17 protein-coding genes are annotated in these 17,923 nt (G+C 34.0%); 15 read left to right on the top strand and 2 right to left on the bottom strand.

What is annotated here, in order from left to right:
* The first annotated feature begins 169 nt into the window (after positions 1 to 169).
* The 15 genes from priA (at position 170) to recN (ending at position 14,634) form a co-directional block, all read left to right on the top strand.
* The gene (gene priA, locus NWE55_RS03650; protein ID WP_155092409.1) at positions 170 to 2,620 is read left to right on the top strand and encodes a replication restart helicase PriA; all 2,451 of its coding nucleotides are present in this window, start codon (positions 170 to 172) and stop codon (positions 2,618 to 2,620) included.
* 108 nt (positions 2,621 to 2,728) lie between these two features.
* The gene (locus tag NWE55_RS03645; RefSeq protein ID WP_155092408.1) at positions 2,729 to 3,271 is read left to right on the top strand and encodes a DMP19 family protein; all 543 of its coding nucleotides are present in this window, start codon (positions 2,729 to 2,731) and stop codon (positions 3,269 to 3,271) included.
* 133 nt (positions 3,272 to 3,404) lie between these two features.
* Positions 3,405 to 3,746 (top strand): 30S ribosomal protein S6, encoded by a 342-nt coding sequence (rpsF, locus tag NWE55_RS03640; RefSeq protein ID WP_155092407.1) that lies wholly within the window; start codon positions 3,405 to 3,407, stop codon positions 3,744 to 3,746.
* 5 nt (positions 3,747 to 3,751) lie between these two features.
* Complete coding sequence (gene rpsR / locus NWE55_RS03635) at positions 3,752 to 4,048, top strand: 30S ribosomal protein S18 (protein ID WP_155092406.1); 297 nt, start codon at positions 3,752 to 3,754, stop codon at positions 4,046 to 4,048.
* Between the two features lie 64 nt (positions 4,049 to 4,112).
* Positions 4,113 to 4,556 (top strand): 50S ribosomal protein L9, encoded by a 444-nt coding sequence (gene rplI, locus NWE55_RS03630; protein ID WP_155092405.1) that lies wholly within the window; start codon positions 4,113 to 4,115, stop codon positions 4,554 to 4,556.
* A 522-nt stretch (positions 4,557 to 5,078) separates the two neighbouring features.
* Positions 5,079 to 5,552, top strand: a complete 474-nt coding sequence (locus NWE55_RS03625) for a DUF6495 family protein (protein WP_155092404.1) — start codon at positions 5,079 to 5,081, stop codon at positions 5,550 to 5,552.
* 11 nt (positions 5,553 to 5,563) lie between these two features.
* Positions 5,564 to 7,561, top strand: a complete 1,998-nt coding sequence (gene ligA, locus NWE55_RS03620) for an NAD-dependent DNA ligase LigA (RefSeq protein WP_155092403.1) — start codon at positions 5,564 to 5,566, stop codon at positions 7,559 to 7,561.
* Positions 7,562 to 7,623: 62 nt separating this feature from the next.
* Positions 7,624 to 8,139 (top strand): DUF6913 domain-containing protein, encoded by a 516-nt coding sequence (locus tag NWE55_RS03615; protein ID WP_155092402.1) that lies wholly within the window; start codon positions 7,624 to 7,626, stop codon positions 8,137 to 8,139.
* Positions 8,140 to 8,154: 15 nt separating this feature from the next.
* On the top strand, positions 8,155 to 9,039 hold the full coding sequence (dapA, locus tag NWE55_RS03610; protein ID WP_155092401.1) for a 4-hydroxy-tetrahydrodipicolinate synthase: 885 nt from the start codon (positions 8,155 to 8,157) through the stop codon (positions 9,037 to 9,039).
* 5 nt (positions 9,040 to 9,044) lie between these two features.
* Positions 9,045 to 9,560, top strand: a complete 516-nt coding sequence (locus tag NWE55_RS03605; protein WP_155092400.1) for a ferritin — start codon at positions 9,045 to 9,047, stop codon at positions 9,558 to 9,560.
* 165 nt (positions 9,561 to 9,725) lie between these two features.
* Positions 9,726 to 10,532 (top strand): outer membrane protein assembly factor BamD, encoded by an 807-nt coding sequence (locus NWE55_RS03600; protein WP_155092399.1) that lies wholly within the window; start codon positions 9,726 to 9,728, stop codon positions 10,530 to 10,532.
* A gap of 10 nt (positions 10,533 to 10,542) precedes the next feature.
* Positions 10,543 to 10,860: a DNA-directed RNA polymerase subunit omega gene (locus tag NWE55_RS03595; protein WP_155092398.1), complete on the top strand. Its 318-nt coding sequence runs from the start codon at positions 10,543 to 10,545 to the stop codon at positions 10,858 to 10,860.
* A gap of 15 nt (positions 10,861 to 10,875) precedes the next feature.
* The gene (gene coaBC / locus NWE55_RS03590; RefSeq protein WP_155092397.1) at positions 10,876 to 12,084 is read left to right on the top strand and encodes a bifunctional phosphopantothenoylcysteine decarboxylase/phosphopantothenate--cysteine ligase CoaBC; all 1,209 of its coding nucleotides are present in this window, start codon (positions 10,876 to 10,878) and stop codon (positions 12,082 to 12,084) included.
* Positions 12,077 to 12,961, top strand: a complete 885-nt coding sequence (gene porD, locus NWE55_RS03585; protein ID WP_155092396.1) for a type IX secretion system protein PorD — start codon at positions 12,077 to 12,079, stop codon at positions 12,959 to 12,961. The genes coaBC and porD overlap by 8 nt, the downstream gene beginning before the upstream one ends.
* A gap of 17 nt (positions 12,962 to 12,978) precedes the next feature.
* Positions 12,979 to 14,634, top strand: a complete 1,656-nt coding sequence (recN, locus tag NWE55_RS03580; RefSeq protein WP_155092395.1) for a DNA repair protein RecN — start codon at positions 12,979 to 12,981, stop codon at positions 14,632 to 14,634.
* A gap of 55 nt (positions 14,635 to 14,689) precedes the next feature.
* Here recN and NWE55_RS03575 read toward each other — a convergent pair whose 3' ends face one another.
* Both NWE55_RS03575 and NWE55_RS03570 read right to left on the bottom strand, forming a co-directional pair.
* The gene (locus NWE55_RS03575) at positions 14,690 to 15,532 is read right to left on the bottom strand and encodes a DUF4249 domain-containing protein (protein WP_155092394.1); all 843 of its coding nucleotides are present in this window, start codon (positions 15,530 to 15,532) and stop codon (positions 14,690 to 14,692) included.
* Positions 15,533 to 15,536: 4 nt separating this feature from the next.
* On the bottom strand, positions 15,537 to 17,864 hold the full coding sequence (locus NWE55_RS03570; RefSeq protein ID WP_373425579.1) for a TonB-dependent receptor: 2,328 nt from the start codon (positions 17,862 to 17,864) through the stop codon (positions 15,537 to 15,539).
* Between the last annotated feature and the right edge of the window lie 59 nt (positions 17,865 to 17,923).

The following is a 17,923-nucleotide window of genomic DNA, read 5'->3' as shown; positions in this document are numbered from 1 at the left end:
TTGTATACTATAGTGTTTTTTATGTAGATTATAAATTATATTGGCTGTATGTGATAATTATATATTTGTTTGTGTATTCAATCTTGCGATAAATAAGTACGAATGCAGTGAGGTTGGGAATGATGTAAACTGAAAAAGTTATCTTTGTATTTAGTATTAAAAAAGTGAGATGAATTATTTCGTTGAGGTTATTATTCCGTTAGCATTAGAGCCAACATTTACTTATCAAGTAAGTGAAGCTGAATTTGAGTTTATCCAAGTAGGGATGCGCGTAGCCGTTCCCTTTGGTAAATCAAAAGTTTACACTGCTTTAGTGATAGAGAAGCACAATAGAGTTCCTCAATTGTATCAAGCTAAGGAGATTAATGAAATCATAGATATTACTCCAGTGGTGACTGAAAAGCAGATTGCTTTGTGGAAGTGGATGGCAGAGTATTATATGTGTACGATTGGAGAGGTTTATCGTAGTGCAATGCCTTCTCGTTTACTTTTGGAGAATGAAACACTTGTACAGTATAACGATAAGGTGACGATCAATACAGACGAATTAGATGATTCTGAATATTTAATTTACGAAGCCCTACAATCGCAGGCTATACTTAAAATAGAAGAGATTATAGCTATTTTAAATAGGAAGAAGGTGTTTCCTGTCATCAATACCCTCTTGGAAAAGGGAATTATATTCCTTCAGGAGGAGATGATAGAGAAGTATAAACCAAAGCAAATACGCTATATTAAATTAGCTGATCAGTATATTCAAGACAATGGTTTGGCAGATTTGATGGAGATGGTGTCAAGAGCCGAAAAGCAAAGGGAGATGATCTTGAAGTATTTTCAATTGAACGCTTCGATGAAAAAACCAATAACTGCAAAGCAGTTAATGGACGAGTCAAATACAACCAATGCCGTACTAAAGGCGTTATTAGATAAGGGAATCTTTGTTGAATATTTCTTACAGCAAGATCGCGTTGTTTTTGGTGAGGCTACACAAGAAGTCATTGTTTTAAATGATGAGCAAAGCAAGGCACAATGGGAGATTGAAGAATCATTTAAACAAAGAGAGGTAACCTTGTTGTACGGGGTGACAGCATCAGGTAAAACAGAAATTTACATCAAGTTAATTGAAAAGTTAATTGCCCAAGAGGGACAGGTGTTGTTTTTGGTACCTGAGATAGGGTTGACAACGCAGTTGGTACAACGCTTGACAAATTATTTTGGCAATCAAGTGGCCGTTTATCACTCCAAGTATTCTCATAATGAGCGCTTAGAGGTGTGGGATCAGGTATTGAATCAATCAGAAAAGGCGAAGGTAGTGATAGGTACTCGTTTGGCGGTTTTTTTACCTTTTCAAAATTTGAAGTTTCTCGTTATTGATGAAGAGCAGGAACCGAATTATAAGCAGCATGATCCTGCTCCTCGATATCACGGGAGGGATTGTGCAGTCGTTTTGGCAAAACAACATGGTGCAAAAGTATTAATGGGTTCAGCTACGCCGAGTTTAGAGACGTATTACAATGCCAATCAAGGTAAGTATGGATTAGTTCAATTGCGCAAACGATACACTAATGTTCGCTTGCCAGAGATAGTCTTAGTTGATATCAAGGACAAGTATAAGCGCAAGCAGATGACAGGCCATTTTTCTGATTATTTGATTGATGCAATTAATATGTCTTTGTCTTTGGAGGAACAGGTTATCTTGTTTCAGAACAGAAGGGGATTTTCTCCTGTAGTTGAATGTATGACATGTGGTGCTGTACCAGAGTGTCCACATTGTGATGTGAGTTTGACCTATCACAAGTATCGAAATGAATTGAGATGTCATTATTGTGGGTATACTTTGCCAATGCCTAAGCAGTGTTATCGCTGTCATAGTGTTGATTTGAATACAAAGGGGTTTGGGACAGAGCAAGTAGAAGAAGAGTTGAAAGAGTTGTTTCCCAATAAGCGCATCGGCCGCATGGATCAAGATACGACTCGAGGTAAATATGGTTATGAAAAGCTGGTAGAGGCATTTGAGAAGAAGGAGATTGACATCCTTGTAGGTACACAGATGTTGGCGAAAGGCTTTGATTTTAGTAATGTGAATTTGGTAGGGGTGATGAACGCTGATAATAGTTTGTATCATCCAGATTTTAGGGCACATGAGAGAGCTTATCAAATGTTAGTGCAAATCTCTGGAAGAGCGGGAAGAAAGGATAAAAAAGGGAAAGTTATCATACAGACATTTAATCCATATCACAATATCATACAGCAAGTGACTAATAATGATTATTTAGGTATGTTTAAGGAGCAGATGTATGAAAGACATAATTTTAAATACCCTCCTTTTTATCGCTTGGTAAAGTTGACTTTAAGACATAGGGAGTTTGAGAAGTTAAAAGAGGCCTCTTTTTGGGTGTATAACAGTTTGAAACAACAGTTTCAAATTCCAGTATTAGGGCCAGAAGAACCTGCTATCAATAGAATAAGGAATCAGTATATTCGCGTGATTTTAATTAAGATTCCACAGCAAGTGTCATTGAATAAAACAAAATTAGAGATCAAGCAGATTTTGAAAAGCTTTGAGGCTATTGGCGCTTATCGCTCAGTAAAAGTGACTATTAATGTAGATTTTTACTAAAGTAAGAGAATTAGGTAAAGGTGTATTTGATGCAAAAGTATTACCTTAGTTTAGAAAATAATGTTAGGAGGTGTTTTGTGTATAGCGCTCCATTTAAAAGAAATAAATATGAAAGATTTAAAGATTGTTGTTTCAGAGAATGCAATGAAAAGTGAGGATGCGTACGATGTAGTGTATTCAAATATTACATTTATTAACTTAATCAGAGAAGAAGCTGAAACAGATCCAGCAGAGTTTATTCATCCAGATGCATTTTTAAGTTATTATGTAGATTACTATTTGGCAGAGTATAATAATGGCAATTTCTCTCAATTAGTTTGGAATACACAAGCTGATTATGATTTCTTCGATGTAGTTATCGAGGGATTAGAAAAAATGGGAGCTGTGAAACATTTGGCTTTTTTACAAAAACAAGTAGCGTTTTTGAAAGACTATGATGAAGTGGCATTAGAAGCTTTTATTGAAACGGATTATTTTGGTGAGAATCCAACGAGAGATGCTTTAAAGAATGATGAGTTTTACGATATTGAAGAAGACTTAGTTGAGTTAAATGCGAAGTGGTTAAAAGCACACCCTGATTTATTGGTACTGTCAATAGAGGGAATGTATGAAAGAGCAGAAGCTTTGTTAGGTAAGGAAATAGAACGATAATAGATTATCGTGTTGATAGCTTATTCTAACTATTAGAATTAGAATGAAATAAAAAAGCAAAAATAGCTTGTGTTGAATGATATTAATACTTATTTTTGCACCCAATTTTTATAACAAATAAAATTTTTTATTTATGAATCATTATGAAACTGTTTTCATCTTGAATCCCGTTTTATCTGAAACTCAGGTAAAGGAAACAGTAGCGAAATTCGAAGAATTTCTTACTTCTAGAGGAGCTGAGATGGTAGCTAAAGAGGACTGGGGCTTGAAAAAATTAGCTTATGAGATCCAACACAAGAAAAGTGGATTCTACCACTTATTCCAATTCACAGCACCAGCTGATATCATTATCAACTTAGAGACTGAATTCAGACGTGACGAAAGAGTTATGCGTTTCTTAACTGTAGCTTTAGACAAACACGCTGTAGCTTGGGCTGAAAGAAGAAGAGAGAAATTAAAATCTAAAAAAGCTTAATTGTTATGTCAAGTATAGAGCAATCTGCAAAAGGTAAAAAAGACGGAGATATCAGATATCTAACGCCTTTAAACATTGAAACAAACAAAACTAAAAAGTATTGTCGTTTCAAAAAATCAGGAATCAAATACATCGATTATAAAGATGCTGATTTCTTATTAAAATTCGTAAACGAGCAAGGTAAAATTTTACCACGTCGTTTAACAGGGACTTCTTTGAAATTCCAAAGAAAAGTTTCTGTAGCAGTAAAAAGAGCACGTCACTTAGCTTTAATGCCGTACGTAGCTGACTTATTAAAATAATTAAAAACTTAAGTTGTTGGTTTTCATTCGTGAAACCTAACTTCTTCTTAAAAGGACATCAACAATGGAAATTATCTTAAAACAAGACGTTCAAAAGTTAGGATTTAAAGATGACGTAGTAACTGTAAAACCAGGATACGGACGTAACTATTTAATTCCTCAAGGAATGGCTGTATTGGCTACTCCTTCTGCTAAAAAAGTATTAGCTGAGAACTTAAAACAAAGAGCGCACAAAGAAGCTAAATTAATCGCTGACGCACAAGTTATTGCAGAAGCTTTGAAAGCTTTGGAAATCAAAATCGCTGTTAAAGCTGGTGGTGAGAAATTATTTGGATCTGTAACTAATGCAGATATCGCTGAAGTTTTCGCTAAAAACGGACAAACAGTTGATAAAAAATTCATTACTTCAGGAGTTATCAAACGTTTAGGTAAATATACTGCTAACGTTCGTTTACACCGTGATGTAATCGTTGAAGTAGATTACGAAGTAATCGCTGAGCAAGAATAGTCTTAAAAGATTATATATAGAAAAGGCCTCCTAATTTAGGGGGCCTTTTTTGTTTTGTGAAGTGCTTACTACGTACAGGTATCATAAGTGAGTTTTTTAGATTCAATCTCCAGTATTTTGATAAGGTGTAGTGTGGTGAAGGTTTTAGGGTTGTGTATTTTTTTGAATAGTGTAAAGAATCAACGTGAAAGTTGTAGAATCCGTTTTGTTTGAATTTTATTTGAAATCGTTTACTAATATTTGTTATTGTTTTTTAACAATAGATAAGGATGTCTACTTTTGAATTGTAATAATCATTTTTCATGGGTGATTTAGATTATTAACGATTAGATTTTTTTTGAAGCAAATAGGTTTGTCGGCTATTTGTTAGAAAGTTTTAGCTTTAGTAGAGAGTTTTTAGGCCCTTTGGTTTACCAAAGGGCTTTTTGTGTTTATTTAAGATATTATATTGTATTGTTGTATTTGCTTTTGGTTTTTATGTTCATTAGAATTAGTATTTTTGACAGTTGAAATTAAGTAATCATGAAATATACACGTCTTACAAAAGAGCAATTTGAAGAAATGCACCCGGAATTCACTAATTTTCTTGCTTCTCAGCAGATAGATAAGCATGAGTGGGATAAATTGAAGGAAGAGAAACCAGAAGTCGCAGAACAAGAGTTAGATGTTTTTTCGGATTTAGTATGGGAAGGAGTGTTGAGTAATGCTCGTTTTTTAGAGCACTATTCAAAAAATCATATATTTCTTTTTGGTTTTGATGAGAAGCACATACATACAATTGTTATAAAAGCGTTATTAACAGATATCGACTTTATGACTCAAGAAGGATTACAATGGTTAAGTGATGCTGTTTTTACAAACGATGTAGAGATAAAGCACGGAGGTAAAGACTTTGGAAGTGACAGAAATAAGGAGGTTTTTGATATTATCCAACAAGGAGCTATCCTGAGTGATGGAGTGCTGTATCAGCAGTTTAAAGATTTGTTGAAGTTGTAATTTTGCTTAGAATGAATGTACAAGAACAGATTATTGCGTTAAGAGAGGAATTGAATTTACATAATTATAATTATTATGTATTAGATACGCCTACCATTTCTGATTTTGAGTTTGATCAAAAGTTAAAGGAATTAGAAAAATTGGAGCTTGCTCATCCAGAATATTTTGATAGTAATTCACCAACACAGCGTGTTGGCGGGGCTATAACTAAGAATTTTGATACAGTAGTTCACCGTTATCGTATGTATTCTTTGGAAAATTCTTATTCTAAAGAAGATTTACTGGATTGGGAACAACGCATTCAAAAGAACTTGGGCGATGTTCCTGTAGAGTTTACCTGCGAGTTAAAGTACGATGGAGCATCTATAAGTATTACTTATGAAGATGGCGAGTTAATAAAGGCAGTTACTCGAGGAGATGGTGTACAAGGAGATGATGTGACAAATAATATTCGCACTATTCGTTCTGTTCCAATAAAATTGAAAGGTGATTATCCAAAGAGTTTTGATATACGCGGAGAAATAGTTTTGCCATTTGCAGGTTTTGAGAAAATGAATCAGGAGTTGATTGAAATTGGAGAAACTCCTTATTCAAATCCCAGAAATACCGCTTCTGGAAGTTTGAAATTACAAGACAGTGCAGAAGTTGCCAAACGACCTTTGGATTGCTTGCTTTACTATGTTGTAGGAAGTGATTTAGGTTTTGCAACCCAGTATGAAGGCTTAGAGAAGGCTCGTGAATGGGGGTTTAAGGTTCCAATAGTGTCTAAATTAGCAAAGAATATAGATGAGGTTTTGGAGTTCATTGCCTATTGGGATGAACACAGACATGAGTTGCCTTATGAGACAGATGGTGTGGTAATTAAGATAAACTCACTTCATTACCAGGAAGAATTAGGATATACTTCTAAGTTTCCACGATGGGCTATTGCTTATAAGTTTAAAGCAGAGCAAGCAGAGACAATATTGAATACTATTTCTTATCAAGTAGGTAGAACAGGGGCAATAACACCCGTTGCAAATCTGGAGCCAGTGCAATTAGCGGGTACGATCGTTAAGAGAGCCTCTTTGCACAATGCAGATCAAATTGCTAAATTAGATATCCGAGAAGGTGATTCTGTATATGTAGAAAAAGGAGGAGAGATTATACCAAAGATTGTAGGGGTGAATTTAGAAGCAAGACCAGCTGACTCTCAGCGTACCGTTTATATAAAAGAATGTCCGGAATGTCAAACTAAATTGGTTAGAAATGAAGGAGAGGCACAACATTACTGTCCTAATGTATATGGTTGTCCTCCTCAAATCGCTGGTAGAATTCAACACTTTATTTCCCGTAAAGCGATGGATATTGATGGACTTGGAGAAGAAACAGTTGTATTGTTGTATAAAAATGAATTAGTGGAGAACTATGCGGATTTATATGAACTTAAGAAAGAACAGCTTTTGGGATTGGAACGCATGGGAGAGAAGTCCGCAGATAATCTAATAAAAGGGATAGAACTATCTAAGCAAGTTCCTTTTGAGAGAGTATTGTATGCTTTGGGAATTAGATTTGTTGGAGAAACCGTAGCTAAGAAGTTAGCAGCACATTATAAGAATATAGATGCTTTATCTCAAGCACCTTTGATGGAGATGATAATGGTGGATGAGATTGGAGAAAGAATTGCACAGAGCGTAATAGATTTCTTTAGCAATGAGAAAAATAAAGAAATTATAGAGCGATTAAAGTCTTATGGTCTACAATTTGTAATAGAGGAGAAAGAATCAACTGTAGTGTCTGATATATTAAAAGGAAAGACAATTGTGGTTTCTGGTGTTTTTACTAAAATGTCCAGAGATGAGATAAAACAAGCTATAGAAGATCACGGAGGAAAGAATGGAAGTTCGATTTCTTCTAAGACTGATTATGTTGTAGCAGGAGATAAAATGGGACCATCTAAATTAGAGAAAGCAAATAAGTTAGGAATTACCATTTTGAATGAAGAGGAATTTTTAAGTATGATTCAATAAATCGATGTTAAATACGCAACATGGTTTACGAATTTTTTTAAATTTACAAAAATCACAATGGTATGTTGTTTAATGCAGTAAAAAAGAAAGCTTTACGCAAGGCGGTGGAAGGGACAAAATTACCTTCAGTTCCTTTAGAATTTAATTATCAAGTAAAGACAATAGGAATTTTGTCTGAGAAGAAGGAACAGTCTACTGTAGAGAGTATGATAAATATTTTAGTAGATAGAGGTTTTAAGAGGGAAGATATTTTAGTTTTGTATTACGATGGAAGTAATTCGAAGGTAAAAGAGGAGGATGCGTATGTTTTTAAGTTGAGAGATTTTGAGTCAAGTTTGAAAACATCAAATGAATCGTTGAAGGTATTTGTTGAAAAACCATTTGATCTATTGATTAGCTTTTACAAGAGTGATACAATACCTTTGTTATGGGGTACGAGTCAATCTAAAGCGAAGTTCAAAGTTGGTTTGGCATCAGTAACGTCTTTTGTCAATCATTTTAATATAGAGATGAATGGATTAGATGCGGAGTTATATGTAAAATTATTATTTGAGTATATAAATATTTTTAAGAACTAATAGTCAAGAATCATTATGCAATCATTAAAAGGGACAGGTGTAGCTTTAATTACACCATTTAGAAGTGACCTTTCTGTAGATGTAGCAGCTCTGCAAAATTTGGTAGAGTATGTAATCAAAGGAGGAGTTGAGTATCTTGTAGTTTTGGGAACTACAGGAGAATCTGTAACTTTAACTACAGAAGAAAAACAGTTAGTCAAACGCGTAGTAGTGGAGGCTAATAAGAAGCGATTGCCATTAGTTTTAGGAGTAGGAGGAAACAATACTCAAGCCGTAGTGCAAGAGTTGTCTCATGATAATTTAGAAGGATTTGATGCTATATTATCAGTATCGCCATATTACAATAAGCCAACACAAGAGGGAATATATCAACATTTCAAAATGATAGCTGAACATAGTCCTCTACCTATTATACTTTACAATGTTCCAGGACGCACAGGAAGTAATATGATGCCGGGAACAGTGGCGAGGTTAGCGAATGACTTTAAAAACATAATAGGTATTAAAGAGGCAGCAGGAAGTATAGTTCAAGGAATGGAGATTTTACGTCAAGTAGAGCGCAAGGACTTTTTAGTTATTTCTGGGGATGATACTATTGCTTTACCACTTGTATTAGCAGGAGGAGCAGGTGTGATTTCTGTTATTGGTCAAGGAATTCCTCAACAGTTCAGTGAAATGATACGCTTGGGATTAGCGCGTAAAGTAGATGAGGCATTTGCTTTGCAATTTGATATGATGCCTATCATTGATATGATTTTCGAACAAGGAAATCCTGCGGGTATTAAGGAAATTTTAAAATTTGCTAAAATATCTGAGACTCATTTGCGTTTACCTTTAGTAAATGTCGATCGTTCTTTAGCAGAGAGAATAGAGAATGAAAGCAAAAGAATATTAAAATAAGAAATATGTTATCAGATAAATTACAAGCAGCGTTAAACAACCAGGTTAAATTAGAAGGAGATTCTTCTCAGATTTACTTGGCCATGGCATCGTGGGCAGAAATACAAGGATTTGAAGGAATTGCAACTTTTATGTTTGCTCAATCAGATGAAGAGCGTCAGCATATGTTGAAGTTAATTAAGTATATTAATCAAAGAGGTGGTGAAGCGGTTATTCCGGATATAGCTAAACCGGTATTAGATCATTCTTCTTTTAAAACTCTTTTTAAACAATTGTTTGAACACGAGGTTTTTGTGTCTAAAAGTATAAATGACTTAGTACATATCGCTTTAGAAGAAAGAGATTATGCAACACATAATTTCTTACAGTGGTATGTTTCAGAACAAATTGAAGAAGAAGCGACGGCTCGTACAATTTTGGATAAGATAAATCTTATTGGTGACGATAAAGGTGGTTTATACTTATTTGACAATGATATTAAAGGGTTTAACCAGCAAGGAACTAATAACACAACAGTGTAATTTAGTCTATTAAGAATAAGTATCTTAAGAAAAGGTGTCAAAAAAGTGGCATCTTTTCTTTTTAGTGTAAAAAGGTTTTTGTATAATGCAATTAATAACTAAATTTGCAATTGCTTTCTAATAAGTATGCAGCAAAACTTTTGTTTTAAAAAACTATAATTATTTATGAAAAGATATATCGGTTTATCTTTTTTAATGCTTTCTCTGGTGGGGTGTAGTCCTATGCAAAAAGCATTGAAGTCAGAGGATCTAGAGTATAAAAAAGAGGTAGCAAACCAATATTATGAACAAAAGAAATACCGACGTGCAATACGTTTGTATGAGCAATTAGAAACAGCTTATAGAGCTCGTCCTGATGCTGAAGAAATGTATTATAATTTTGCTGAAGCAACGTTTGTTACTAAGGATTATGAGTTAGCAGGTTCTAGATTTAGGATTTTTGCAGCAAGTTATCCTCGTAGTGAAAAAAGAGAAGAAGCGCTATTAAAAGAAATTAAATGTGGTGTGAAATTGTCACCAGTTTATTCTTTAGATCAACATATTACCAATGAGACTATTGATAAACTGCAACGATTTATAGATCAGTATCCAACATCTGATTTTGTGTTTGAAGCCAATAGCATTATGTCAGAGATGAATAAGAAGCTGGAAAGAAAGGCCTTTGAAAATGCAAAACAGTTGAATACTATTGGAGCATTCACGCGTAATTATACAGCAGCTATTATAGCTTTGGATAATTTTATATACGATTTTCCTGGAACAGAGCTGAAAGAAGATGCATTGTACTACAAGTTTGATTCTGCATATAAATTGGCAATGAATAGTGTCGTTTGGAAAATGGAAGAGCGTTTAAAGAATGCACAATTAATGTATGACGGTTTAATTCGCTTTAATGCTGAGACAAAGTACAGATCGAAAGTGGATAGTATGATTACTGATATTAATAAAGAATTAGAAAAATTTTCAAAATAATTTAAGCGAGATGGATTTAAAGAAAACAAATGCTCCTGTAAACACAGTTACTTATAACAAGAATAAAATTGAAGAACCAGTAGGTAACGTTTATAAAGCTATTACAATCATTGCTAAGAGAGCTAGCCAAATCAATACGGAGATTAAAGGTGAATTGATTGAAAAATTAGAAGAGTTCGCTACTTATAACGATAGCTTAGATGAAGTTTTTGAAAATAAAGAACAAATCGAAGTATCAAAATTCTATGAGAAACTTCCAAAAGCTCATGCTTTAGCTGTTGAAGAATGGTTAGATAATAAAGTGACTTTTAAAGAAGCTGTAAAATAATTATATACTAAGAACATGTCAGTATTAAGCGGAAAAAAAGTAATACTGGGTATCACTGGTGGAATTGCCGCTTATAAAACGGCTGGCTTAGTACGTTTACTTATAAAGGCAGGTGCAGAAGTACAAGTACTTATGACACCTGCTTCTCATCAATTTGTTACTCCTTATACCTTATCTACTTTATCGAAGAAACCAGCTTTTACAAACTTCTTTCATGCTGGTGATCAAGGAGGAACATGGAATAATCACGTTGATTTAGCTCTTTGGGCTGATTTGATGATTATTGCTCCTGCAACGGCAAATACATTAGGTAAAATGGCTAACGGTATTTGTGATAATCTGCTTATGGCAGTATACCTTTCGGCAAAATGTCCTGTTTATATTGCTCCTGCAATGGATTTGGATATGTATGCACATCCTTCAACGGAGATGAACTTAGATCGATTAGCTTCTTTTGGGAATATTATTATTCCTGCAGAGGAAGGTGAATTAGCAAGCGGATTAATCGGAAAAGGTCGTATGGCTGAACCAGAGAATATCGTAGCGTTTGTTTGTGAGGAATTGTCAAAATCTTTGTCTTTGATCGGTAAGACCGTTTTAGTAACAGCGGGACCAACTTACGAACCTATTGATCCTGTTCGCTTTATTGGGAATCACTCATCTGGTAAAATGGGATATGATATTGCTAATGAATTGGCAAGATTAGGTGCGGAGGTAATTTTGGTTTCGGGGCCTACCAACCAGAAGGTGAAAGATAAAAGGGTTAAAGTGATCTCGATAATGTCTGCCATGGAAATGTATACTGTTTGTCATGATTATTTTGAGCAAGTAGATGCTGTTATTGCTGCTGCTGCTGTAGCAGATTATCGCCCAAGGCATATTGCCAATCAAAAGATTAAAAAGAATACTGAGGAATTTGTTATCGAAATGGACAAAAACCCAGATATACTTGCGTCCTTAGGAGCAATTAAAAAAGAACAGTTTCTCATTGGTTTTGCCCTTGAAACAGAGAATGAGATAGAACATGCGAAACAGAAGATAACAAAGAAGAATCTGGACTTAATTGTTTTGAATTCTTTAAATGATAAAGGTGCAGGTTTTGGTAAACCAACAAATAAAGTTACCTTTATAGATAAGGATTTTAATATTCAACCCATGGAGTTAAAATCAAAAGAAGATGTTGCAAAAGATATTGTGCAAAAAATTGTAGAGCATTATGAATAAACTTATTTGGCTGATTAGTTGTTTTTTTTTGATGATAAACTCTTACTCACAAGAGTTACATGCAACTGTAAATATTAATCATAGCCAAGTAGGAAATAGTAATCAAGCTTATTTTAAAAACTTAGAGAAGTCCTTACAAGAGTTTATAAATAATACAAGTTGGGGATCGAAGAAGTATAATGCGGTAGAAAAGGTAGATTGTGTATTTATCCTTACTGTAACTTCGTATAATAATAACTTGATAGGAGGTAGTATGCAAGTGCAAGCTACTAGACCAATTTATAATTCTTCTTATTCTAGTCCTATCTTAAACTTTAATGATAAAGATATTTCATTTTCTTATATAGAATTTGAAAATTTGTTTTATAATCCCAACTCTTTTGACTCTAATTTAACCAGTTTAATTGCTTTTTACGCTAATATGATACTCGGTTTAGATGCAGATAGTTTTCAGTTAGAGGGAGGAAGTGAGTTCTATCAGAATGCGTCTTCTATTGTTTCAATTGCACAGCAATCTGGGGCAAAAGGTTGGAAGCAAGGAGATGGGACGAATACTCGATATTATCTTGTGAATGATGTAATTGCTGGAACGGGTATGCCATATAGAAAAGCGCTTTACAATTACCATTTAAAGGGATTGGATGTTATGTCTTCTAATTTAGAAAATGGTCGAGATGGAATTTTTAAATCACTTCAAGATTTGGAAGTGTTGCACAAGAATAGACCTGGCTCTTTTTTAATGCGTATCTTTTTTGATGCAAAAACGGAAGAGTTAAGTAATATTTATTCGGGTGTTACAGATAAAAATAAAAAGTTAGTTATCGAATTATTGAATAAATTAGCTCCGCTGAACTCGGCAAAATGGAATAATTTATAGTTTAAAACTAAAGGTATATGTTGACTTTATTGACTATTAAAAACTTTGCTCTAATCGAATCTTTAGAGCGAAAATTCTACAATGGTTTTTCTATTATAACTGGAGAGACAGGGGCAGGTAAGTCTATTTTACTTGGTGCTCTGGGATTGTTGCAAGGTAAACGAGCAGATTTAGGGTCATTAAAGAACAAGGAGGAGAAATGTGTAGTTGAAGGACATTTTAATATTAAAGAGTATAAATTAAAAGAGGTTTTCGCTACTTTGGATATTGAATATGAAGAGGTAACTATTATTCGCAGGGAGATACTCCCTTCTGGGAAGTCTCGCGCCTTTGTCAACGATAGTCCAGTTAACCTTGCTGATTTACAAGAATTAAGTAGTTATCTTATTGATATACACTCACAGCATCAAACAGGTGAATTGTCAGATGAAAATTATCAATTGCACATTATAGACGCTGTTGCTGATAATAATAGTGTTTTAGAAGAATATCAAGCTCATTTAAAGCAATATAAGAAACTGCAAAGTAAGTTAAAGGAGTTTTTGCAGACACAAGCAGAACTTTTAAAAGAACAAGATTATAATGCTTTTCTGTTACAAGAATTAGAGGAAGCTCATTTATCAGATTTGAATCAAGAGCAATTAGAAGCAGAGTTTGACAAACTTAATAACGTTGAGTTTGTGCGTGAGAACTTTAGCCATGCATTGACTGTATTTACTGATGAGCAAGTAGGTTTGGTTGCTGGATTAAGAGAAGCCCGTAATATACTGTCGAAGTTAGCTTCTATTTCTAAAGAGTATGAGGAACTGTCTAATCGCATTAGTAGCGTTGATATTGAGGTAGAAGATATCGTCGGTGAAATTGAGAACATGGTAGATAGCGTTATATCGGATCCAGAACAGCTCGCGATTACCAATGAGAAATTACAGTTGTTGTATTCTTTGCAAAAGAAACATCAAGTTGCTACAGTTGAAGAATTGATTACAATTGAGAATGAGTTAAGTGGAAAAGTTTTTCTTGCCACTGATTTAGAGGATAAAATAGTAGAAGTTACAAAAGAGATAGAGAGCTTAGAAAATGTGTTAGAGCGATTAGCTAAGCAGTTATCAGAAGCCAGAAAGAAGGCAGTTCCAGTGTTACAAAAACAATTAATAGATATTTTAAAGCAAGTTGGAATGCCAAATTCAAATTTCAAGTTTGAGTTTGAATATACTGCCCATTTTATGTCAAATGGAAAAGATCAGATGCAGTTGTTATTTTCTGCTAATAAGGGAATGGATTTTGGACTTTTAAAGAAGGTTGCATCTGGAGGTGAAATGTCTCGTATCATGTTAGCTATAAAATCGACTTTGGCCAAGTATTCTAATCTACCAACAATTATTTTTGATGAGATTGATACTGGAGTTTCAGGAGAGGTTGCTGATAAGATGGGGGAAATTATGCGTGAGATGAGCAAGGAAATGCAAGTTTTTGCGATAACCCATTTACCGCAAATTGCAGCCAAAGGAGATACCCACTTTAAAGTATTTAAGACTGCGAAGGGAGAAACAACAACGTCACAAATAGAAGAATTGACGTATGAAAGTCGAATAACGGAAGTGGCTCAAATGCTATCAGGTAAGGATATATCGGAGTCGGCATTAGTTCACGCAAAAGAGTTATTACAGCGATAAATAAAAAAAGAGTTCAATTAGATTTAGTAAAATCGCATTGAACTCTTTTTTTAGTTTACGGTTTTGGTTGTTCAAAAATCTTGTGTTTATAAGTTTGTTTCTCTGTTATCCTAAAGTATCCAAAAGCTTGTTTGTCTGGAGAGGTTAGGTTCTTTACATTGCCTTTTACTTGACCTGGAGGTACTTGAAAAGGGCCACCTGCAGAATTAGTGTTTGATGTAAGTTGTTTTAGATAATTGTAATAGTTTCTTGATATTTGATAAGAACTAATATTTATTTCATCATCAACTTTTGTATCCTTGTCAATGTATAGCTTTTCGATTTGATTTCCTTTCGAATGTTCATTTGAAATTACACTTAAGTAAGGTCGGTCGTTGTTGCGCTCTATTTTGCTGTAATAGTAATTAAGAGTGCCATCTTCCTTTGGCGTATCTTGGAAGTAATACCTTAACACATATAAATCTTCGTTGATTAGTTTTTCTCTTGTTTGTTTTAATTCAGTAATGACAGGTGTACTTAAAAGTATCTCATTTGCTTCATATACATCATTGTCGTACTCTATGTGAAGTTTGTATTTTTTGTTGATTTCTTTTGGAACTTCAGTTGATATATAGACTCCTGTATTATTCATTTCATGGAAGGTATAAGTTGTACCATTCTCTCTTTCGACCCAAACGATTGCATTATTTACAACTGGGATATTGGAGTTGTAATAGTCTGTAGTTAGAGATAATTTAATTTTTAATGTATCATTGATGTTTTCAGGGGTAAAATCAATATTTCCCTCTACAACTAATCTTGCTGGAGCAGTAGGGAGATCCAAATCAATTACCTTTTCACATGAGGTTAAAAGAAAGTAACTAATGATTATGGAATATAATAGATATGCTTTTTTCATGTTTTTAAAATTTAAAATTATAAGTAACACTTGGTACTAATCCAAATATTGACATACGTACTGCTTCATTCTGTCCTCTCACATCTTCATTTTCTCTGAAGGTTATAGATGCTGCATTAGATCTACCATACAAGTTGTAGATTCCGAAGACCCATTCTCCTTTCCATCTTTTTGTAGAGTTTGGATTTGGTATATAGGTAGCGGACACATCTAAGTGGTGGTAAGCAGGAAGATTATGTGCATTTCTTTTGCCAAAGTTAGGGACTCTCACACCGTCATATTCATATTGACCTTCAGGATAGGTTATAGGTCTACCAGATTGTAGTGTGAAACTTGCACTAAAACTCCACTTGGGATTTAGCTCATACATTGCTGTAACAGATAAATCATGTAATTTGTCATAAGGAGTTTTATACCATTCGCCATTGTTTATACCAGGTTCATTAGCATTTCTACCAGGTGTTCTTTGTTCTGATTTGGAAAGAGTGTAGGCAATCCAACCAGTGAGTGCTCCTGTATTCTTTTTAAGCATTAACTCTAAACCATATGCTCTTGATTCTCCATTTAGTATAACTCGTTCTATAGCTTCATTTCCAATTAACTCTGCGCCGTCTATATAATCAATACTATTTTTACCTTTTTTAAAGAATGCTTCTGACTCGATACTATATTTTCCGTCATTTAAGTTTTGAAAATACCCAAGCGCAACTTGATCTACTAATTGTGGTTTTATATATGAACTACTTGGCGTCCAAATATCTAAAGGAGTTGGAGCAGATGTGTTTGAAATTAACTGTATATATTGTGTCATTCTATTGTAACTGGCTTTAATAGATTGATCGTCATTTATGGCATAAGAAATACCAAATCGCGGTTCAATATTAGTAAAGTTATCAATTGATTTCCCTTTGCTATACGATTTAGTTCCTATTGGATCCGCCATATCATATATACCTAAATCAGCGTTATAAATAACAGCCTGATCGTTTTCATACAAATTAATTGTTTCTTTACCTACACGGTTAAAATTAGATAATCGAAGTCCATAGTTAAAACTAAAATGTTGTCCAATATGTTGTTCTGATTCGATGTATGCATTTGTTTCTAAGGCATATTTATTGTCAATCTTCTTGTAGTTAATTGGTGAATCTGCTTTAGTAGGTTTTATTGTACCAGGTGCAAAATCATAATAAGTTGAGACAGCACCGTATTTTAGTTGCCAATTTGGTTTTACGTCATGCGTAAAGTCTAGCTTGAATTGATATGTTTTAATACCAGAATCCCATTTGAAACCTACCAAATCCATATCTAAACCATAGTAGTAATCACTGTAAATTAAAGAAGCATTACTTACCAAATTATCATTGAAAAGGTGGTTCCATTGAAGTGAAGCTGCTGTATTTCCAAAGTTATTCTTTAGCAAATCAGTGAAGCTAAAAATATCTCTACCAAAATACCCAGAGAAAAATAATTTGTTCTTAGGCGACAAATCAAAGTTTAGTTTTGTATTTAAATCATAAAAGTAAGCAGAGTTTTTGTTGTCTGACATTTTTAAGAATAAATGAGCATATGAAGCCCTACCTGCTACTAAGAAAGAGGATTTATCTTTTTGTATAGGGCCTTCCGCCATAATTCTACTTGAAATTAAGCCAATACCTCCCATAGCGTTAAAAGCAGTATTGTTTCCCGTTTTTTGGAATACTTCTAATACTGAAGAAGATCTCCCTCCAAAACGAGCTGGAATTCCTCCCTTGTAAAGTTTGATATCCTTAACAGCATCTGAATTGAAAACAGAGAAGAAACCAAACAAGTGTGAGGAACTATAGATAGGTGCATCATCCAGAAGGACTAAGTTTTGTCCAGCAGAACCTCCTCTAACGTTAAAACCAGCTGCTCCTTCTCCTGCATTAGTTACACCAGGTAATTGAAGAATTGATTTTAGAATATCTGTTTCACCAAGAACAACAGGCATTTTCTTTATGTCTTGAATAGAGAGTTTATTCACGCTCATTTCAGGAGTTCTGATATCAGCTTTCTTGTCATTTTTTACAATAATCAGCTCATCTAATTGCTTGCTGTCCTTTACTAATTGAATGTTTAATGTGTAATCATCTGTTAGTTCTAATTTTCTAGATTGATTTTCATAACCTAAATAGGAAACAGTGACAGTATACTCTCCTGCAGGAAGTTGAAATTGGAATTTACCCAATTCATCTGTGGAAGTTGCATATTTAGTTCCTTCTATATAGACAGTAGCTCCAATTAAAGGAGATGTTTTATCCATAATTTGTCCTTGAAAAGTCAATAGCTTTTGAGAATAGAAACTTGACATCGCATGGGTATCGATAGAAAAAGTTGACAATACTCCAATATGAAGTATTATGCCAATTA

The sequence above is a fragment of the Myroides albus genome (assembly GCF_024722315.1).
In the GTDB taxonomy this organism is placed as follows: Bacteria; Bacteroidota; Bacteroidia; order Flavobacteriales; family Flavobacteriaceae; genus Flavobacterium; species Flavobacterium album_A.
Note: the sequence above shows the minus strand (reverse complement) of the source record. Positions and strands in the feature narration are given on the sequence as shown.